The organism is Mesorhizobium sp. WSM1343 (assembly GCF_055901535.1).
Map to the genome: position 1 here is coordinate 4584667 of NZ_CM148370.1, position 16509 is coordinate 4601175.

Sequence of the window (16509 nt, forward strand, 5' to 3'; positions counted from 1 at the left end):
CCCTGATGTTTGCTGCGACGCCGCAGCGGCCCAGTCGAAGGTACTTGTCCGGTCATGAAAAGCACTGCTTCCCTGTTTCGCGCGCTGCTTGCCGTATCGATGCTGGCTGGCTGTTCCAGCTACCGGCCGACGCCGGCCGCCTTCCATGAGGTGCTCGATCAGCCCTACCGTCTTGGCGCCGGCGATCGCGTCCGCGTCACCGTGTTCGAGCAGGACGGGCTGACCAACACCTACAGCGTCGATCAATCCGGCTATCTCTCCTTCCCGCTTGTCGGCGCCATACCGGCGCGCGGCCACACCGCGCAGCAGATGGAAAAGGAGATCGCCGACAAATTGCGGCAAGGCTATCTGCGCGATCCCGACGTTTCGGTCGAGATCGACCGCTACCGGCCGATCTTCGTCATGGGCGAAGTGGGTGCCGCCGGCCAATACTCTTACGTCCCCGGCCTGACGGTGCAGAAGGCAATCGCCATTGCCGGCGGCTTCACGCCGCGCGCCAACCAGGAAAGCGTCGACATCACCCGCGACATCAACGGCAAGGTGATGACCGGCCGCGTGGTCACCTCCGACCCGCTGCTGCCGGGCGATACGGTCTACGTCCGCGAACGCCTGTTCTGACAGATACCAAGTGGCGGACAGGCTCAGGATCGTCCATTGCTTTCGCTCACCCGTCGGAGGAATTTTCCGGCATGTGCGCGACCTGACCGAGGCGCAGGTCGCCGCGGGGCATTCCGTCGGCATCGTCTGCGATTCGACGACGGGCGGCGCGTTCGAGGAACATCTGTTCGAGCAGATGAAGAACATGCTGGCGCTCGGCATTCATCGCACGCCGATGCAGCGCCACGTCGGTCCCGGCGACCTTGCCTCGGCCTGGCGCACGTACAGGATCATCAAGGAATTGCGGCCGGACGTACTGCACGGACACGGCGCCAAGGGTGGCGCCTATGCCCGTCTGTTCGGCTCGTTGTTGCGGGTATCAAGGTCTCGCGTAGCCCGCCTTTATTCGCCGCATGGCGGCTCCCTCCACTATGACGAGAACACGACCACCGGAAAGCTGTTCTTCGCGCTCGAGCGCTTCATGGCTCGCTTCACCGACTATCTGCTGTTTGTCTCGGACTATGAGCGGCGGACCTATCGCCACAAGGTCGGCGAGCCGCCCATTCCCAACACCTTGGTCTATAACGGCCTGCGCGCCACAGAATTCGAGCCGGTGATCACCGCCCCGGACGCAGCCGACCTGCTTTATATCGGCATGATGCGCGACCTGAAGGGGCCGGACATCTTCATCGACGCATTGGCGCTCGCCGGCCCACGGTTCGGCCGCGCGCTGACCGCGGTGATGGTCGGCGACGGCGACGACCTACCGCGTTACCACGGGCAAGTGAAACGCCTCGGGCTCGAGCGCCATGTCCGCTTCCTGCCGCCGATGCCGGCCAGGGAGGCCTTTGCCCTTGCCGCGCTTATCATCGTTCCTTCGCGCGCCGAAGCCATGCCCTATATCGTCCTGGAAACGCTTGCCGCGGGAAAGCCGATGATCGCAACAGCGGTCGGCGGCATTCCGGAGATATTCGACACCGGTTCCCTTGCCCTGATCCGACCTGACCCGATCGAGCTCGCCGAAAGGATGAGCCAGGCGCTGGCCGACCCGGCCGCCTATCGCGATCTGATGCCGGATGGGGCCGACCTCAAGGCACGCTTCGGCGCCGATGTGATGGCCGCCGACATCGAGAACGCCTATTTCGCCGCGCTCGACAGGTAGGCGCAGGACCAAGCCGTTCCAAAGCCGTATGTTGTTTCAAGGGTTTCTTAGCTCTCTTTTGCTATGACCGAGGGGAAGCTTGCGGAAAGCCCTCATGAACGAGATCGACCCCGCGCGCCGCTTTTCAGCAGAGGCGGTGCGTAAATTCGACGGCCCGGCCGATGGCGACACGCCAAGCGGCATGAACGATGTCGCGCGCCAGGTCGCCTCGCAGTACCGGCGCGATACGATGTCGCCGATCATGGTCAGCGGCGTCCTGCGCATGGTCGAATTCGGCTTGCTGTTCCTGTCCGGGCTCGCCGTCTATTTCCATTATGTCGGGTTCTTCAATTATCTCGCCTGGCAGTATCCGGTAACGATCGCCGCCGCGTCGTTCCTTGCCGTGGTGCTGCTCGACGTCACCGACTGCTACCAGATCGTCGCCCTGATGCGACCGATCGCCAATTTCGGCCGCGTGCTGCTGGTCTGGGCCGGCACTTTCGCCCTGATGGCGCTGACGGCGTTCGTCATGAAGATGTCGGAAAACTATTCGCGCCTTTTGTTGGGCAGCTGGTTCGTCATCGGCTTCGTTCTCATCTTCGGCCTCAGGCTGGTAATGTCGAAGCTGATCCGGGCCTGGGCGCGCGATGGCCGCATGGAGCGGCGCGCCGTCATCGTCGGCGGCGGCAAGGCGGCGGAAATCCTGATCCGCTCGGTCGAAAAGCAGCCCTACAACGATATCCGCATCTGCGGCATCTTCGACGATCGCGGCGACAAGCGCTCACCGCCCATCGTCGCCGGCTACCCCAAGCTCGGCACCATTTCGGAACTGATCGAATTCGCCCGCATCGCCCGTATCGACATGCTGATCGTATCGTTGCCGCTGACCGCCGAATCGCGCGTTCTGCAGTTGCTGAAGAAGCTGTGGGTGCTGCCGGTCGACATCCGGCTTTCGGCGCATTCCAACGCGCTGCAGTTTCGCCCGCGTGCCTATTCCTACATCGGCGCGGTGCCGATGCTCGACATCTTCGACAAGCCGATCAACGACTGGGATTCGGTGGCCAAACGCGCCTTCGACATCGTCTTCAGCCTGATCGGCATCGTCGTGTTCTCGCCGGTGATGCTGGCGACCGCCATCGCCATCAAGCTCGACAGCAAGGGGCCGGTTCTGTTTCACCAGAAGCGGCACGGTTTCAACAACGAGATCATCGAGGTCTACAAGTTCCGTTCGATGTATACGGACAAGGCCGACCCGACCGCCAAGCAGACCGTGACCAAGAACGACCCGCGCGTCACCCGCGTCGGCCGCTTCATCCGCAAGACCTCGATCGACGAGCTGCCGCAGTTCTTCAATTCGCTTCTGGGTTCGCTATCGCTGGTCGGCCCGCGTCCGCACGCCATCGCCGCGCAGTCGCATAACCTGCTCTACAACGAGGTCGTCGACGGCTATTTCGCCCGCCACAAGGTCAAGCCCGGCGTCACCGGCTGGGCGCAGATCAATGGCTGGCGCGGCGAGATGGACACCAACGAGAAGATCCGCATGCGCACGGAGTATGATCTCTACTACATCGAGAACTGGTCGCTGCTGTTCGATTTGCGGATCCTGTTCCTGACGCCGCTCCGGCTGCTCAATACGGAAAACGCCTATTGAGCGCGATCGCCCATGATCTGCCGCGCGCGGCGGTCAACGCCAAGCTGATCGCGCTGATTTCGTCGGGCGCGGTTTTCCTCGGCATTCTGCTGTCCGGCTTCGTCATCAGCGAGCCGGCGCCCTATGAGCTCTACATGGCCGGGCTGATTGCCATCTGGGCGCTTTTCGGCTTGCGGATTTCCCGCGCGGCAACGCCGCTGCTGGTGCTGCTGGTGACGATGAACATCGGCGGCATGATCTCCATGACGCAGATGGCGGACCTCGCCAACACGCCGCTCTATCTCGCCGTCTCGCTGTTTCTCGCCTTCAGCGCAGTGTTCTTCGCATCGATCACCGCCGTACAGCCGAACCTCTACCGATTGATCTTCATTGCCTATGTGGTTTCGGCCGTGGCGACCTCGCTGCTTGGCATTGCAGGCTACTTCCACGCCTTTCCGGGCGCCGAGATGTTCACCAAATACGACCGCGCCGCCGGCGCCTTCCAGGATCCGAACGTGTTCGGCCCGTTCCTGGTGCTGCCCGGCATCTATCTGCTCTATCTGCTTTTGACCGGACCGGTGACACGCATGCCGCTTTTGGCGGTGCCGCTGCTGATCATCACCGCCGGCATCTTCTTTTCCTTCTCGCGCGGCGCCTGGGGCATGTTCGCGGTTTCGGCCGTCCTGCTCACCGGCTGCCTGTTCCTGCAGAGCGCCAGCGGCATGTTCCGGCTGCGCGTGGTGGTGATGACGATTGCAGCACTGGCGCTGCTGGTCGTCGCCATGATCGTCATCCTGCAGCTGCCCGGCGTGTCGGAGATGTTCTCCAACCGTGCCCATCTCGAGCAGAGCTATGACACCGCCCGCCTCGGCCGCTTCGCCCGCTACGGCATCGGCTTCCAGATGGCGATGGAGCATCCGTTCGGCATCGGCCCGCTGGTCTTCGGCACGATCTTCGGTGAAGACACCCACGACATCTGGCTGAAGATGCTGATGGATTATGGCTGGCTCGGCTTCGTGTCGTTCCTCGCGCTCGTCTTGTGGACGATAGCAGCCGGCTTCCGCATCCTGCTGCGCGACCGTGCTTGGCAGCCCTATCTGCTGTGCGCCTATGTCGCCTTCATCGGCAATATCGGGCTCGGCACCTTCATCGACATCGACCACTGGCGCCATGTCTACCTGCTGCTCGGCCTAATCTGGGGCGCCATCGCGCTGGAATACAGGCACCAGCGGTTGTTGCAGCCTGCCTTGCAGGGCTCGCCGGCACCGGCATAAAAGTCGCGGGAGTGAGAGCGCTTCACGTTGGCCTTCGGTGGAGATCCGGCCCGCTCTACATCACGACGAAGACAGCTTCGAGAGCTTCCCGAATGGATTTGCTACCCGAATACGAAGTTTCTGATGGGTTTCCTGACTAGGCGCTCTACATGCGCTTTACTCGGCTTCATTTGCGCTTTGAAGCGTCAGGCCAGTGTAGATCGAGTGCTCGACGGACGGTTGGTCCATGGCAAAAATATGCGGCTGTGGCAAAAACATCACATAATTTCATTTCGCTCCCGGCTATTGTTGTTCCCGAGGGAATTACTTGGGTTGGGAGAAATACGTGAATAGATTCTTAGCAGTTCTCGCGGTTGCCGCCCTGTCGGCAAGCACCGCGTCAGCAGCAGACATGTTGGCCCCGGTTGCGGGGTCGGCCTATGACTGGAGCGGCCTCTATGTCGGCGGCCATCTCGGCGTTGCCAATGGTGACATCACGGCAACGGATATGACCGAACCAAACGGTGGGTTCTTCACCGACCTCGTTCCGGCGGGAACAGAAGGATTTGACTTCAACAAAGCCGGCGTAGCCGGCGGTATCCATGCAGGCGCGCAATGGCAGTGGGGCCAATGGGTTCTGGGCGGCGAGGCGACCTGGACAGCAACGGGCATCCGCAAGACCATCACCAGCCCCTATTTCCCGGACAGCGACACCGAGACCGCCAAAATCTCGAATTATGCCACGGTCTTCGGCCGCGTCGGCTACGCCTTCGATCGCGTGCTGATCTATGCCAAGGCTGGTTATGCCGGCGGCAAGGTGGATTTCCGCGCCCGAGACAACGACGCCCTGGTAACCTACGAAAAGAATGAGTGGCAGAACGGCTATGCGCTCGGCGCTGGCATCGACTATGCCCTTACGAACAACCTCTCGCTTGGCGTGGACTACACCCACGTTGACCTCGGCCATAAGACGAGCACGGGCGACAACGTGTTCGATGATGGCACTCTCGGCGACAATCCCGAGACCTATCGCACAGAGGCAAAGGTCGATGCCGTGATGGCCCGGCTAACCTACAAGTTTGGAATGGGTCAGTAGTGCATCGACATCATTTTCGCGGATCAGATCTAGCGTCAGGGGAGCTCGTCAGCGCTCCCCTTTCCTCGTAGCCTACATATTCCTTCGAACATTCTGGCGATTGAACGAAGTCTTGAACTTCTTTGGGCAATTGCAGCCTAGAGCGGTGCAGGCTATGCCCTTCCAGGGCAAGACAAAGCACGTAGTGTGTCCGCCCTCGGTGACCGGAACCTAAGCAGCACTTGCGGTATGATTTGTCGGTGTGACTTTCGGTCACCAAAGGCACACCGGGACACCGTCTGTTCCCATTTCACCAATTTCAGCGAATTCGCCTCTTGCTTCTGAACCCTTGAGAATATAGGGCTTTCCGCGGTCCGGAGTGTAGCGCAGCCCGGTAGCGCACTTGACTGGGGGTCAAGGGGTCGTCGGTTCGAATCCGGCCACTCCGACCATTTTAGAAGCAGGACTTGCCCCCAAAAGTCCGCCTTTCCAGATGCCCGGTCAGTCTGGCCAAATCTCGGATCGGGACAAAATCCCGGAATGTATTCTCAATCGCCTTGTTCGAACTTCGGTTGGGCCCCCTACCCCTGGCACACATCCACCCACTCAGCGCCGATTAGCTCAACCATCCTCTGCGGGCTGATCCGCACCGCCGCATTGGTGGCGCCTGCCGCGGGCACGACCTCGTCAAATTCGCGCAGCGATACGTCGCAATAGACCGGCAGCGGCGCCGGCAGGCCGAACGGGCAGACGCCGCCGACCGGGTGGCTCGTCGCTTCGACAACTTCCGCCGCGTCGAGCATGCGCGGCTTGCCGCCGAACTGGTCCTTGAACTTGCGGTTGTCCAGCCTGGCGATGCCGCTGGTCACCACCAGCATGGTGCGCTCGCCGACGCGCAGGCAGATCGTCTTGGCGATCTGCGCCGGCAGCACGCCATGCGCCTCGGCCGCCAGGGTCACCGTCGCCGAGCTCGCCTCCGTGACGATGACGTCGATATCAGGCGCGTGGGCGGCGAAGAACGCACGAACTGAGTCCAGGCTCATATCGAAAAACCCATGGTTCAAAAACTTGAAGGACGGCGGATTGCTGTCCAGCAGCCGGGGCCGCCGCGCATATAAGCACGCGCGGCATACAAATCGGCAAGCGCCAGGCTGAAGCAGACGCTGCGGCAGGTACAAAGAAACCCGCCAAGAGGGCCTTGGCGGGTTCTCTGGAATGCCTGGTGCGGGTCTACGCCAGCGATCGACCTTGCGCCGCCGGCGGCGCAGCCGGGGTGATCAGAGCTTCCTGGGGAAGGTGAAGCGCGGACACAATACGACGCAGCTTCGACGGATCGGTCACTCTGCCGCTTTCGATATCCTCAATCTCGTCCACCGCCAGGCCGCATGTCAGGGAGAGCTCTTCCACGCTATAACCGCGGGTCTCCCGCATCGCTCTGAGGGTGTTGTAATCTGGCCCGCTCCCGTTGGTTGCCGGTTCGGAGTGGGGTTCGCTTTTCGCATTATGGGGCATTGGCAACTCCATGACTGAAAGAGTTTGATCAAATGAGGAGTGTTGCCTGAGACGGTCGGGAAGATGCCCTCTCGCCAGCGATTTGCCAAGGGCCAAAAGGGCCGTCACGGGATCGTGAACCGGGTGCCTGGCGCGGCCTCTGGCGCACACGTCGCGATCAAGTTGTTTTGAAGGCCTGATTGGCCTTTTGCCGGCAGTTTCGCCGCGCCCATTCGTTATCTCCGGGTCGCTGGCGCGAAACCATCCGGTTCCAGCCAGTTCTTTCCCGGAAGGATTTTTTGCAATGAACTTGAAGACAGTCATGGTCGTGCTCGGCACGATTTCCAGCCTTTCCGTCGCCGGCGCGGGCGCCGCCCAAGCCGCAGGCGCGCTTCGTGTGCGCGGCACGGTGGTCAGTTTTAAGCCCACGCTGCTCACCGTGAAAACCCGCCAGGGCGATACCGACGCGATCAAGCTCAAGGCCGGCTGGAAGATCTCGGGCGTCGCCAACGCCTCGGCAACGGGCATCAAGCAGGGCGATTTCCTCGGCATTGCCTCCGTTTCGAAAGCGGATGGCGGCAGCGGCGCCCTGGAGGTGGTGGTCTTTCCGGCCGCGCTGAAAGGCACCGGCGAGGGTGACCGCCCCTGGGACCTGCAGCCAAACAGCCGGATGACCAACGGCACCGTCGCCGACGTTACCGATATAAGCGGGCGATCCGTCACGCTGACCTATGACAATGGCCAGACCAAGAAGATTTCGATTCCCGACACCACCCCTGTCGTCACCTTCGCGCCGGCGACGCCGACCGACCTCAAGCCGGGTGCGACGGTCTTTGTCACCGCTGAGCGGGGCAGTGACGGCGCACTGAGCGCCAGCCGCGTCGTGGTCGGAACCAACGGCGTCGTGCCGCCGATGTAGTCGGACAGGCGGCCAATGGCCGCCTCTCGATCTTGCCGTGCATGGTGGCGGGAGGCTGGATTGGGCAGAAACAGTCCAGAAACAAAATTCTACAATCGGGAAATACTGACGAAAAAATTCAGGCGCGTAATTCCATTCGCGGCGGCCGGGCTATCGCCCCGATCCATATGCGCCCGCGAAACAAAAGGAAACGATCCATGAAGAAGTCCCTCCTCTCGGCCCTCGGGCTTGCAGTTGCATTGGCTTTCACGGTGCCCGTCATCGGCGCGACGAGTGCGGATGCGGCGCCGATGGCAAAGCATCATCGTCACCACCATCATCATCGCCACCATGTCCGCCATCACCATCATCACCGCCACCACCACCATGTGATCGGAAACAAGGCCTAAGCACCGCAGACTGCCACCGAGAAAACCGGCCTTGGCTTCCTGTCCAAGGCCGGTCGTCCCTTGGCATTGCGGCGCGTCAGCTCGACACGATTTGGGCGCACCAAGTTCGTCGAATGACGGCGCCAGCTATCTCCAACATCAGAAGCACCGCCTCAGCGCCGGCTGAACAGCAGACTGGCGACAAGACCGAGCACCACAAGGCCGACAGCGGCGGCAGCCGCCGGATGGTCGCGGGCCGACCTCTCGATCACCCTGCCCTGTTTGCGCAGTGCCGGCATGGCGTCGCGCAGACGCCCCGCAAGATCGGAATAGGTGTCGAAGGCTGCATCGCGACCGTCCTCGTAGTAGGCGCCGCCTCGCCTTGCCACAGCCCTCTTCAAGCTGGCCAGTTCTTTGGTGAGAGCCGCGACCTGCCTGTCGAGATCGATGTCCGAGAGGGTCGAAAATGATGCCATGATGTGTTTCCTTCACTTGCAGAAGGAAACGTAACGCCTCACCGGAAGACGGGTTCCGGTTTCGAACTATCGCGTCGGACTGCGGTCAGCGCACCTGATCAAGCAGGCGCTTGCATTCCAGGAGGTCGAACAGCGCCTCCTGCAGCAAGGCCCTGTTGTCGCGCGAGAGTTTCGATGCATCCGGCTGCACCGGGCCGTCCTCGTCGCTCTTGCCCAGGCCGAAAAAGCGACGGCTGGGTTTGACGCGCGGCTGGCCGACCAGTTCGTCGTCCATGCTGCGCGGCTGGGCCGCCGGCGTCAGCGGCACCTGGTCAGCCTGCCTTCGCTGCGAGATCGCCTCGACGGCGGCCATGTCGCCATTGCCGATGGCAACCAGGAAATGGTTGCCGTTCTCGCGCAACAGCTTCTGCACGCCCTTGATGGTGTAGCCCTGGTCGTAGAGCATATGGCGGATGCCCTTGATCAGCTCGACATCCTGCGGCCGGTAGTAACGACGGCCGCCGCCGCGCTTCATCGGCTTGATCTGGTTGAAACGCGTTTCCCAGAAGCGCAGCACATGCTGCGGCAAATCGAGATCTTCGGCGACCTCGCTGATGGTACGAAAGGCGTCGGGGCTCTTGTCCATGGGCGAATCCTCACGCTGGACGATGATCCGGCCTAGCTGCCGAATCGGGGCTTATTTCAGCGGTTTATGAAGCAATATTCAAGCCCGGCGTCATGGCGGTGGCGGTTTTCAACCGCGCAGTAGGATTACTTGCCGCTTTTGGCCTTGCCGCTCTGATGGGAGCGCAAGATACGGCTCTTCAGCACGTTGGACGACTTGAAGGTCATCACCCGACGCGGCAGGATCGGCACTTCCTCGCCGGTCTTGGGATTGCGGCCGATACGCTCGTTCTTGGAGCGGACGTGGAATGTCGCGAAGGACGACAGCTTCACCGTTTCGCCGCGCACGATGGCTTCGCAGATTTCATCCAGCACCGCTTCGACGAGTTCGGCCGATTCAGTGCGCGACAGGCCGACCTTCCGGTAAACTGCCTCGGCAAGGTCGGCGCGCGTAAGTGTCTTTCCCCCCATGCGACCGTCCCATCAGCTCAAAACATAAAATTCGGCACAACAACGGCAGAGCCTAAGTAATTGATCCGTCAAGGTCAAGGACCGAAACTGGACCGTTCGGCACTTACCAGCGAACCAGGACAGCGCCCCAGGTGAAGCCGCCACCCATCGCTTCCAGGAGGACGAGATCGCCCTTCTTGATGCGGCCGTCGGCAACGGCCACCGACAGCGCCAACGGCACGGAAGCAGCCGAGGTGTTACCGTGCAAATCGACCGTAACCACCACCTTTTGCTCAGCTATCCCGAGCTTCTTGGCGGAAGCGTCAATAATTCGTTTATTGGCCTGGTGCGGCACGAACCAGTCGAGATCCTCGGCTGAGATACCGGCTTGCGCGAACGTCGCCTCGATGACGTCGGTGATCATGCCGACCGCGTGCTTGAAGACTTCGCGGCCCTCCATCCGGAGATGGCCGACCGTACCCGTCGTCGACGGCCCGCCATCGACAAAAAGCTTGTCCTTGTGCGTGCCGTCGGAGCGCAGGCTGGCCGCCAGAACGCCATGGTCGGCGATCGTGCCCGCGCCCTCGCCCGCTTCCAGGATCATGGCACCGGCGCCGTCTCCGAACAGCACACAGGTCGACCGGTCGCTCCAGTCGAGAATGCGCGAGAATGTTTCGGACCCGATCACCAGGACACGCTTGGCCAGGCCGCCGCGGATGTAGAGATCGGCGGTGGTCACGGCATAGACGAAACCCGAACAGACCGCCTGCATGTCGAAGGCAAAGCCGTGATGCATACCGAGCCGGTTCTGGATCTCGACGGCGGTTGCCGGAAACGTGTTGTTGGGCGTCGAGGTCGCCAGCACGATCAGATCGATGTCGGCGGGCGTGAGGCCCGCATTGGCAAGTGCGGCACGTGCCGCCGCTTCCCCCAGCGAAGCGGTCGTCTCGTCATCGCCCGCGATGTGGCGCTGGCGAATGCCGGTGCGCTGGGCGATCCACTCGTCGGAGGTCTCGACCATGCCTTCGAAATCGGCATTCTTCATGATTCGGCGGGGCAGCGCGGCGCCCGTGCCGCGCACGACTGATCTGATCAAAGTTCTTTCCTATTCCTTTGCGTCGGTGACGACGTCGGATTTCCTAGATGACAGGGCGCGCGGGTTGCGCGCATGAAACAGGTCCAGATCGGCCTCGATACGGTCGAGGAGGTTGTTGCGGACCATGTCATAGCCGAGTTCGATCGCGGCGGCGAACCCGTCAGAATCAGCACCGCCATGGCTTTTGACGACGATCCCGCTCAGCCCCAGGAAAACGCCGCCATTGGAGCGGCCGACATCCATCTTTTCGCGCAAGCGGTTGAAGGCGCCCTTAGCGAAGACGTAGCCGATCCTGGCCATCAGGGTGCGGCTCATCGCGGCGCGCAGATAACCCGCTATCTGGCGCGCCGTGCCTTCCGCGGTCTTCAGAGCGATGTTGCCGGCGAAGCCCTCGGTCACCACAACGTCGACCGTGCCCTTGCCGATATCGTCGCCCTCGACGAAACCGTGATAGTTCATCGAGGCCATGTTGGCTTCGCGCAGCATGCGCCCCGCCTCCTTGACCTCTTCCTGGCCTTTGATCTCCTCGACGCCGACATTGAGCAGGCCGACGCTGGGCCGGGCTATGCCGAAGACCGAGCGCGCCATGCCGGTGCCGAGAATGGCAAAATCGATGAGCTGTTGCGCATCGGCCCCGATGGTCGCGCCGACATCCAGCACCACGCTTTCGCCGCGCAATGTCGGCCAAAGGGCTGCGATCGCCGGGCGATCGATGGTGGCCATGGTGCGCAGGCAGAATTTCGACATCGCCATCAGCGCACCGGTGTTGCCCGCGGAAATGCAGGCGTCGGCCGTGCCGGCCTTGACCGCTTCGACGGCCTTCCACATCGATGACTTCCAGCGGCCGTGGCGCAGCGCCTGGCTCGGCTTGTCGTCCATCCTGACCGCAATTTCGCAATGGAAGAATTCGCTGATCTCGGCAAGCTTGGGAAATTTGGCGAGCTCCGGGCGCACGACCTCCTCACGCCCGAAGATGACGAAGCGGATGTCGGGACGACGGGTCGCGACCGTCATGAGCGCTGGAACGACCACGGCTGGTCCGTGATCGCCGCCCATGGCATCGATGGAAATCCTGATCACGCGGTATTTGTCTCACGGTTAGGCGGCAGGTCGTTTAGCGACCGCGAAGGTTCGGCGAAAATAACGGTTTTGGGCTGCCACACAACCGACTTTTCCGTCGCGGGCGAGCTTTTCAGGATTTTCCCAGCAAGGATCGCAGTTTTTGCTGAAATTCATTCTCCGCCGGTTCGGTCTCGCTGCCGGCGTTGAGCGATGCGCCCTGCTTACGCGGATAGGGGTCGATGGCGAGCCCGAAATACTGTTCGGCGAGTGCCCCGACATCGATCGTGTCACCGGAAAATGTCTCTGGACTGTCAGGGCCTTCCGCGTCGAGCAGGATCTCGCCGCCACCATCGAAACCCTGCCGTCCAAGCTTGGAATCCTCGGGCAGCAGCAGCGCTTCGACCGGTTCGTCGATATGCGCTTCGACAGGCTCGAGCGTGACGATGCAGGCCTGGGTGATGTCGGCTTCGACACGACCGCTTATCTTCACGCCATTGCGCTTCCACGACGCGACCAGAAGCTCGGCGCGATAGGATTCGACCGAAATCAACCCGTGCTCCTCGGCCAGTGCCGCACGCTGTGCGGCATCAGCTTCGATAACCAGCGGCAGGCCCTTTTGCGGCAGGCGCGTGATGTTTGCACGGAAGGAGACCGGGCTTTGCGGGTCCACATGCTTCATTGTTCAACCTCCTTGGCGGCGGGAAAGGTCAGCGTGCCGGAGACAATCGATTCGGATGTCTGCGCGACCAGATGATTGCGCGCGTCGGTAACATAGTTGGCCAGCAGCGATGCTTCCAGCCAGGCGCCCGCGTCGGGCCGGACATTGCGGGCAAGAGCCGCGGTCAGCGCTTCATGGTCGTTTCTTTCCAGGGCATCGTCATAGGCAGCGGTTCGGCCATAAAACATCTTTGCCAGCTTTTTCATGCGTTTGGGCACGCCAACGTCGCCAATGCCCAATTCCCGCAACGAATGGTCGACGTCGAGGAAGAACTCGTCGATCAGCACCTGGGCGACCTCTTGCGCCGCACCGCTCTCACCGCGCAACCTGTGCTGGAACAGGAACATGTGCAGCGACAGCATCTCGAAACGGCCAAGCGGCGTGTCTGGCACATTCCAGTGGGAATAAAACACCGTCTGCCGCGCCGCCGCCACGATTTGTGCGTAAAGCGCCTCGGTGATAGCGCGGTTGGCGTAGCGTTCGCGGCCAAAAAAGCGCTGGAACATTGGGGATGGTCTCCTGGGGACCGTTTGTTGAAGTGGGCTTGTTGCATCGGCAAGCAAGCTGGTTTACCGGTTTCGCGGCCCAGCGCAAGTTGCGGCCAGCTAATGGAGTTGTTGTTGCGCGCGCTGAATTTCAAGTCGACCTTCTCGTCCAGGCCCGCCGGCGCGATCTCGCTGCTGATGATCGTTTCGGCACTATCGGCCTGCCACACCTCCAAGATGATCGGCGACCTCAGCCCGAGTGAGACGCTGACGCAAGGTTACGTCATAGACCAGCAGGCAATCGACCTGGTGCCGGTCGGTTCGAGCCGCGAGCAGGTGCTTCTGGCACTCGGCACGCCGTCGACGACCGCGACGTTCGACAACGAGGCCTTCTATTACATTTCGCAGACGCGCAAGCGCTACGTCGCCTTCGACAAGCCACGGCTCATTGATCAGCATGTGCTGGCGGTCTATTTCGGCGCCGATGGCCGCGTCACCCAGATCGCCAATTACGGGATGAAGGACGGCAAGATGTTCGACTTCATCTCACGCACCACACCGACCGGCGGCAAGGACCAGAACTTCCTCAGCCAGATCATCAACGGTGCCAGCAAGCTGGCACCTAGCATTCCGGGCGGCGGCGCCTAATTCCTTTCGGCTTCCATTCCTGGAGCCTCATCATCTCAGGCGACCAAAAACCCGCGGGAGCGATCCTGCGGGTTTTTGTTGTGGCCTCGATCAGGGCAAGATCCCCGTATGTTTGCCGGCGATGCTTAAGCCGTCAAAACCCAAGCCGGTAGATGAGATACCGGCGCATTTACCGCATGCAAGAGATCGGCTTGTTGACGCGTCGACATGGCTTTGCTCAACAAAAAACCCGCGGGATCGCTCCCGCGGGTTGTTTCGGGCTGAAGCCTAGATCAGCCGTGCGCGAGCACGGCCAGCAGCAGGAGCGCGACGATGTTGGTGATCTTGATCGCCGGGTTGACGGCGGGGCCAGCGGTGTCCTTGTAGGGATCGCCGACCGTGTCACCGGTCACCGAAGCCTTGTGCGCCTCGGAACCCTTGAGATGCTTGACGCCGTCCTTGTCGACAAAGCCGTCTTCGAAGGACTTCTTGGCGTTGTCCCAGGCGCCGCCGCCAGAGGTCATCGAGATAGCGACGAACAGGCCGTTGACGATGACGCCGAGCAGCGAGGCACCCAGCGCTGCAAAGGCAGACGCCTTCGAGCCCGAGATGAGCAGCACGCCGAAATAGACGACGAGCGGCGCCAGCACCGGCAGCAGCGACGGGATGATCATTTCCCTGATTGCCGCCTTGGTCAGAAGGTCGACCGCGCGGGCGTAGTTCGGCTTCGAGGTGCCGGCCATGATGCCCGGATCCTCGCGGAACTGCTTGCGCACCTCCTCGACGATGGCGCCCGCCGCACGGCCGACGGCCGTCATGGCGATGCCGCCGAACAGATACGGGATCAGCCCGCCGAAGATCAGGCCGGCGACGACGTATGGGTTGGAGAGATCGAAGGAGATCTCGCCCATGCCCTGGAAGTAGGGATATCTGTCGCCATTGGCGGCGAAGAACTTCAGGTCGTTCGAGTACGCGGCAAACAGCACCAATGCGCCGAGACCAGCGGAGCCGATGGCGTAGCCCTTGGTCACCGCCTTGGTGGTGTTGCCGACCGCGTCGAGCGCGTCGGTGGAGTGGCGCACTTCCTTGGGCAGGCCGGCCATTTCGGCGATGCCGCCGGCATTGTCGGTGACCGGGCCGAAGGCATCGAGCGCAACGATCATGCCGGCAAGGCCGAGCATCGTCGTGACCGCGATCGCCGTACCGAAGAGGCCGGCAAGCTGATAGGTCGAGATGATGCCGCCGACGATGACGATCGCCGGCAGCGCCGTCGATTCCAGCGAGACCGCGAGGCCCTGGATGACGTTGGTGCCGTGACCGGTGACCGACGCCTGGGCGATGGAATTGACCGGGCGCTTGTTGGTGCCGGTGTAGTATTCGGTGATGACCACGATGAGACCGGTCACCACGAGGCCGATCAGGCCGCAGATGAACAGGTTCTTGCCGGTGATGACCATGCCGGCGACAGTGCCGACCTCACCCCAGCCGAGCGTCACCTGGGTGGCGACGCCGAGGCCGACGATGGACAGCAGGCCAGTGACGATCAGGCCCTTGTAGAGTGCGCCCATGATCGAGCCGTTGGAACCGAGCTTGACGAAGAAGGTGCCGACGATCGAGGTCAGGATGCAGGCGCCGCAGATGGCGAGTGGATAAAGCATGGCCGCACCCAACACGGCGGTGCCGCCAAAGAAGATGGCAGCCAGAACCATGGTGGCGACGACAGTCACCGCATAGGTTTCGAACAGGTCGGCGGCCATGCCGGCGCAGTCGCCGACATTGTCGCCGACATTGTCGGCGATCGTGGCCGGGTTGCGCGGATCGTCTTCGGGAATACCGGCTTCGACCTTGCCGACGAGATCGCCGCCGACGTCGGCGCCTTTGGTGAAGATGCCGCCGCCGAGACGAGCGAAGATCGAGATCAGCGATGCGCCGAAGCCGAGCGAGACCAGCGAGTCGATGACGATGCGGTCATTGGGCTGGAGGCCCATGAAGTGGGTCAGGATGAGGTAGTAGATCGACACGCCGAGCAAGGCGAGGCCAGCAACCAGCATGCCGGTGATGGCGCCCGATTTGAACGCGATGTCGAGGCCGGCAGCGAGACTGTTCGATGCGGCCTGCGCCGTGCGAACGTTGGCGCGAACGGAGACATGCATGCCGATGAAGCCGGCGGCGCCTGAAAGCACCGCTCCGATCAGGAAGCCGATCGCGGCGGTGATGGACAGCAACCACCAGGCGAGCACGAGGACGACGACGCCAACGATGGCGATGGTGGTGTACTGACGCGCCAGATAGGCTTGTGCGCCCTCGCGGATAGCCGCGGAGATTTCCTGCATGCGTGCATTGCCCTGATCGGCCGCAAGGACCGAACGTGTCGCCCAGATGGCGTAAAGGATTGAAAGCAGGCCGCAGGCGATGACGGCGGAAATAATTGTCATTGCCGGATTTTCCTCGATTGATGGCCCAAAAGAACCCCTCCCTGGGCCGTTGAGACAAAGACCGGATTCCGAGCACGGAATCC

General features: G+C 62.0%; 17 protein-coding genes and 1 tRNA gene. 8 read left to right on the top strand and 10 right to left on the bottom strand.

Annotated features, from left to right (window positions below; genetic code table 11):
* Window positions 1–54 precede the first annotated feature (54 nt).
* The 6 genes from AC0NIL_RS22455 to AC0NIL_RS22480 all read left to right on the top strand — a co-directional run bounded on the left by AC0NIL_RS22455 (window position 55) and on the right by AC0NIL_RS22480 (window position 6148).
* The gene (locus tag AC0NIL_RS22455; RefSeq protein WP_013532220.1) at window positions 55–618 is read left to right on the top strand and encodes a polysaccharide biosynthesis/export family protein; all 564 of its coding nucleotides are present in this window, start codon (window positions 55–57) and stop codon (window positions 616–618) included.
* A 10-nt stretch (window positions 619–628) separates the two neighbouring features.
* Complete coding sequence (locus tag AC0NIL_RS22460) at window positions 629–1759, top strand: glycosyltransferase family 4 protein (protein WP_275954688.1); 1131 nt, start codon at window positions 629–631, stop codon at window positions 1757–1759.
* Window positions 1760–1853: 94 nt separating this feature from the next.
* Window positions 1854–3389: an undecaprenyl-phosphate glucose phosphotransferase gene (locus tag AC0NIL_RS22465; RefSeq protein ID WP_013532222.1), complete on the top strand. Its 1536-nt coding sequence runs from the start codon at window positions 1854–1856 to the stop codon at window positions 3387–3389.
* Window positions 3386–4642, top strand: a complete 1257-nt coding sequence (locus AC0NIL_RS22470; RefSeq protein ID WP_473573450.1) for an O-antigen ligase family protein — start codon at window positions 3386–3388, stop codon at window positions 4640–4642. The genes AC0NIL_RS22465 and AC0NIL_RS22470 overlap by 4 nt, the downstream gene beginning before the upstream one ends.
* Before the next feature lie 307 nt (window positions 4643–4949).
* Complete coding sequence (locus tag AC0NIL_RS22475; protein ID WP_275954690.1) at window positions 4950–5717, top strand: outer membrane protein; 768 nt, start codon at window positions 4950–4952, stop codon at window positions 5715–5717.
* Window positions 5718–6071: 354 nt separating this feature from the next.
* Window positions 6072–6148 (top strand) — tRNA-Pro (locus tag AC0NIL_RS22480).
* A gap of 129 nt (window positions 6149–6277) precedes the next feature.
* Here the strand turns inward: AC0NIL_RS22480 and AC0NIL_RS22485 are convergent.
* Both AC0NIL_RS22485 and AC0NIL_RS22490 read right to left on the bottom strand, forming a co-directional pair.
* On the bottom strand, window positions 6278–6739 hold the full coding sequence (locus tag AC0NIL_RS22485; RefSeq protein WP_275954691.1) for a YbaK/EbsC family protein: 462 nt from the start codon (window positions 6737–6739) through the stop codon (window positions 6278–6280).
* A 187-nt stretch (window positions 6740–6926) separates the two neighbouring features.
* Window positions 6927–7511 carry a helix-turn-helix domain-containing protein gene (locus AC0NIL_RS22490; protein WP_275954692.1) on the bottom strand — a complete coding sequence of 195 codons (585 nt, stop codon included), beginning with the start codon at window positions 7509–7511 and terminating at the stop codon, window positions 6927–6929.
* Here AC0NIL_RS22490 and AC0NIL_RS22495 point away from each other — a divergent pair.
* Window positions 7492–8106, top strand: coding sequence for a hypothetical protein (locus AC0NIL_RS22495; protein WP_275954693.1), 615 nt, complete (start codon window positions 7492–7494; stop codon window positions 8104–8106). The genes AC0NIL_RS22490 and AC0NIL_RS22495 overlap by 20 nt on opposite strands.
* Before the next feature lie 541 nt (window positions 8107–8647).
* On the opposite strand, the gene AC0NIL_RS22500 is transcribed toward AC0NIL_RS22495, so the two are convergent.
* The 7 genes from AC0NIL_RS22500 to AC0NIL_RS22530 all read right to left on the bottom strand — a co-directional run bounded on the left by AC0NIL_RS22500 (window position 8648) and on the right by AC0NIL_RS22530 (window position 13385).
* Window positions 8648–8950 (bottom strand): MDR/zinc-dependent alcohol dehydrogenase-like family protein, encoded by a 303-nt coding sequence (locus AC0NIL_RS22500; RefSeq protein ID WP_013532229.1) that lies wholly within the window; start codon window positions 8948–8950, stop codon window positions 8648–8650.
* Between the two features lie 85 nt (window positions 8951–9035).
* The gene (locus tag AC0NIL_RS22505) at window positions 9036–9575 is read right to left on the bottom strand and encodes a MerR family transcriptional regulator (RefSeq protein ID WP_063167770.1); all 540 of its coding nucleotides are present in this window, start codon (window positions 9573–9575) and stop codon (window positions 9036–9038) included.
* Between the two features lie 125 nt (window positions 9576–9700).
* A complete protein-coding gene (locus AC0NIL_RS22510) occupies window positions 9701–10024 on the bottom strand; it encodes an integration host factor subunit alpha (protein WP_013532231.1) in 324 nt (107 codons plus the stop codon).
* Between the two features lie 103 nt (window positions 10025–10127).
* Complete coding sequence (locus tag AC0NIL_RS22515) at window positions 10128–11099, bottom strand: beta-ketoacyl-ACP synthase III (RefSeq protein ID WP_024504674.1); 972 nt, start codon at window positions 11097–11099, stop codon at window positions 10128–10130.
* Window positions 11100–11108: 9 nt separating this feature from the next.
* Complete coding sequence (plsX, locus tag AC0NIL_RS22520) at window positions 11109–12179, bottom strand: phosphate acyltransferase PlsX (protein WP_275954694.1); 1071 nt, start codon at window positions 12177–12179, stop codon at window positions 11109–11111.
* 112 nt (window positions 12180–12291) lie between these two features.
* A complete protein-coding gene (locus AC0NIL_RS22525) occupies window positions 12292–12840 on the bottom strand; it encodes a YceD family protein (RefSeq protein ID WP_027162417.1) in 549 nt (182 codons plus the stop codon).
* On the bottom strand, window positions 12837–13385 hold the full coding sequence (locus AC0NIL_RS22530; protein WP_275954695.1) for a ubiquinol-cytochrome C chaperone family protein: 549 nt from the start codon (window positions 13383–13385) through the stop codon (window positions 12837–12839). The genes AC0NIL_RS22525 and AC0NIL_RS22530 overlap by 4 nt, the downstream gene beginning before the upstream one ends.
* A 114-nt stretch (window positions 13386–13499) precedes the next feature.
* Between AC0NIL_RS22530 and AC0NIL_RS22535 the strand changes: the two genes are divergently transcribed.
* Entirely contained in the window at window positions 13500–14012 is a 513-nt protein-coding gene (locus tag AC0NIL_RS22535; protein ID WP_013532236.1) for an outer membrane protein assembly factor BamE, read from the top strand.
* Between the two features lie 272 nt (window positions 14013–14284).
* On the opposite strand, the gene AC0NIL_RS22540 is transcribed toward AC0NIL_RS22535, so the two are convergent.
* Entirely contained in the window at window positions 14285–16426 is a 2142-nt protein-coding gene (locus AC0NIL_RS22540; RefSeq protein WP_275954696.1) for a sodium-translocating pyrophosphatase, read from the bottom strand.
* Window positions 16427–16509 lie beyond the last annotated feature (83 nt).

Bases quoted from the DNA above. Each gene is read 5' to 3' on its own strand.
- AC0NIL_RS22465 (WP_013532222.1), top strand. From the start codon at position 1,854: ATGAACGAGATCGACCCCGCGCGCCGCTTTTCAGCAGAGGCGGTGCGT.
- AC0NIL_RS22495 (WP_275954693.1), top strand. From the start codon at position 7,492: ATGAACTTGAAGACAGTCATGGTCGTGCTCGGCACGATTTCCAGCCTT.
- AC0NIL_RS22485 (WP_275954691.1), bottom strand. From the start codon at position 6,739: ATGAGCCTGGACTCAGTTCGTGCGTTCTTCGCCGCCCACGCGCCTGAT.
- AC0NIL_RS22530 (WP_275954695.1), bottom strand. From the start codon at position 13,385: ATGTTCCAGCGCTTTTTTGGCCGCGAACGCTACGCCAACCGCGCTATC.
- AC0NIL_RS22505 (WP_063167770.1), bottom strand. From the start codon at position 9,575: ATGGACAAGAGCCCCGACGCCTTTCGTACCATCAGCGAGGTCGCCGAA.
- AC0NIL_RS22525 (WP_027162417.1), bottom strand. From the start codon at position 12,840: ATGAAGCATGTGGACCCGCAAAGCCCGGTCTCCTTCCGTGCAAACATC.
- AC0NIL_RS22510 (WP_013532231.1), bottom strand. From the start codon at position 10,024: ATGGGGGGAAAGACACTTACGCGCGCCGACCTTGCCGAGGCAGTTTAC.
- AC0NIL_RS22500 (WP_013532229.1), bottom strand. From the start codon at position 8,950: ATGGCATCATTTTCGACCCTCTCGGACATCGATCTCGACAGGCAGGTC.
- AC0NIL_RS22490 (WP_275954692.1), bottom strand. From the start codon at position 7,511: ATGACTGTCTTCAAGTTCATTGCAAAAAATCCTTCCGGGAAAGAACTG.
- AC0NIL_RS22455 (WP_013532220.1), top strand. From the start codon at position 55: ATGAAAAGCACTGCTTCCCTGTTTCGCGCGCTGCTTGCCGTATCGATG.
- AC0NIL_RS22540 (WP_275954696.1), bottom strand. From the start codon at position 16,426: ATGACAATTATTTCCGCCGTCATCGCCTGCGGCCTGCTTTCAATCCTT.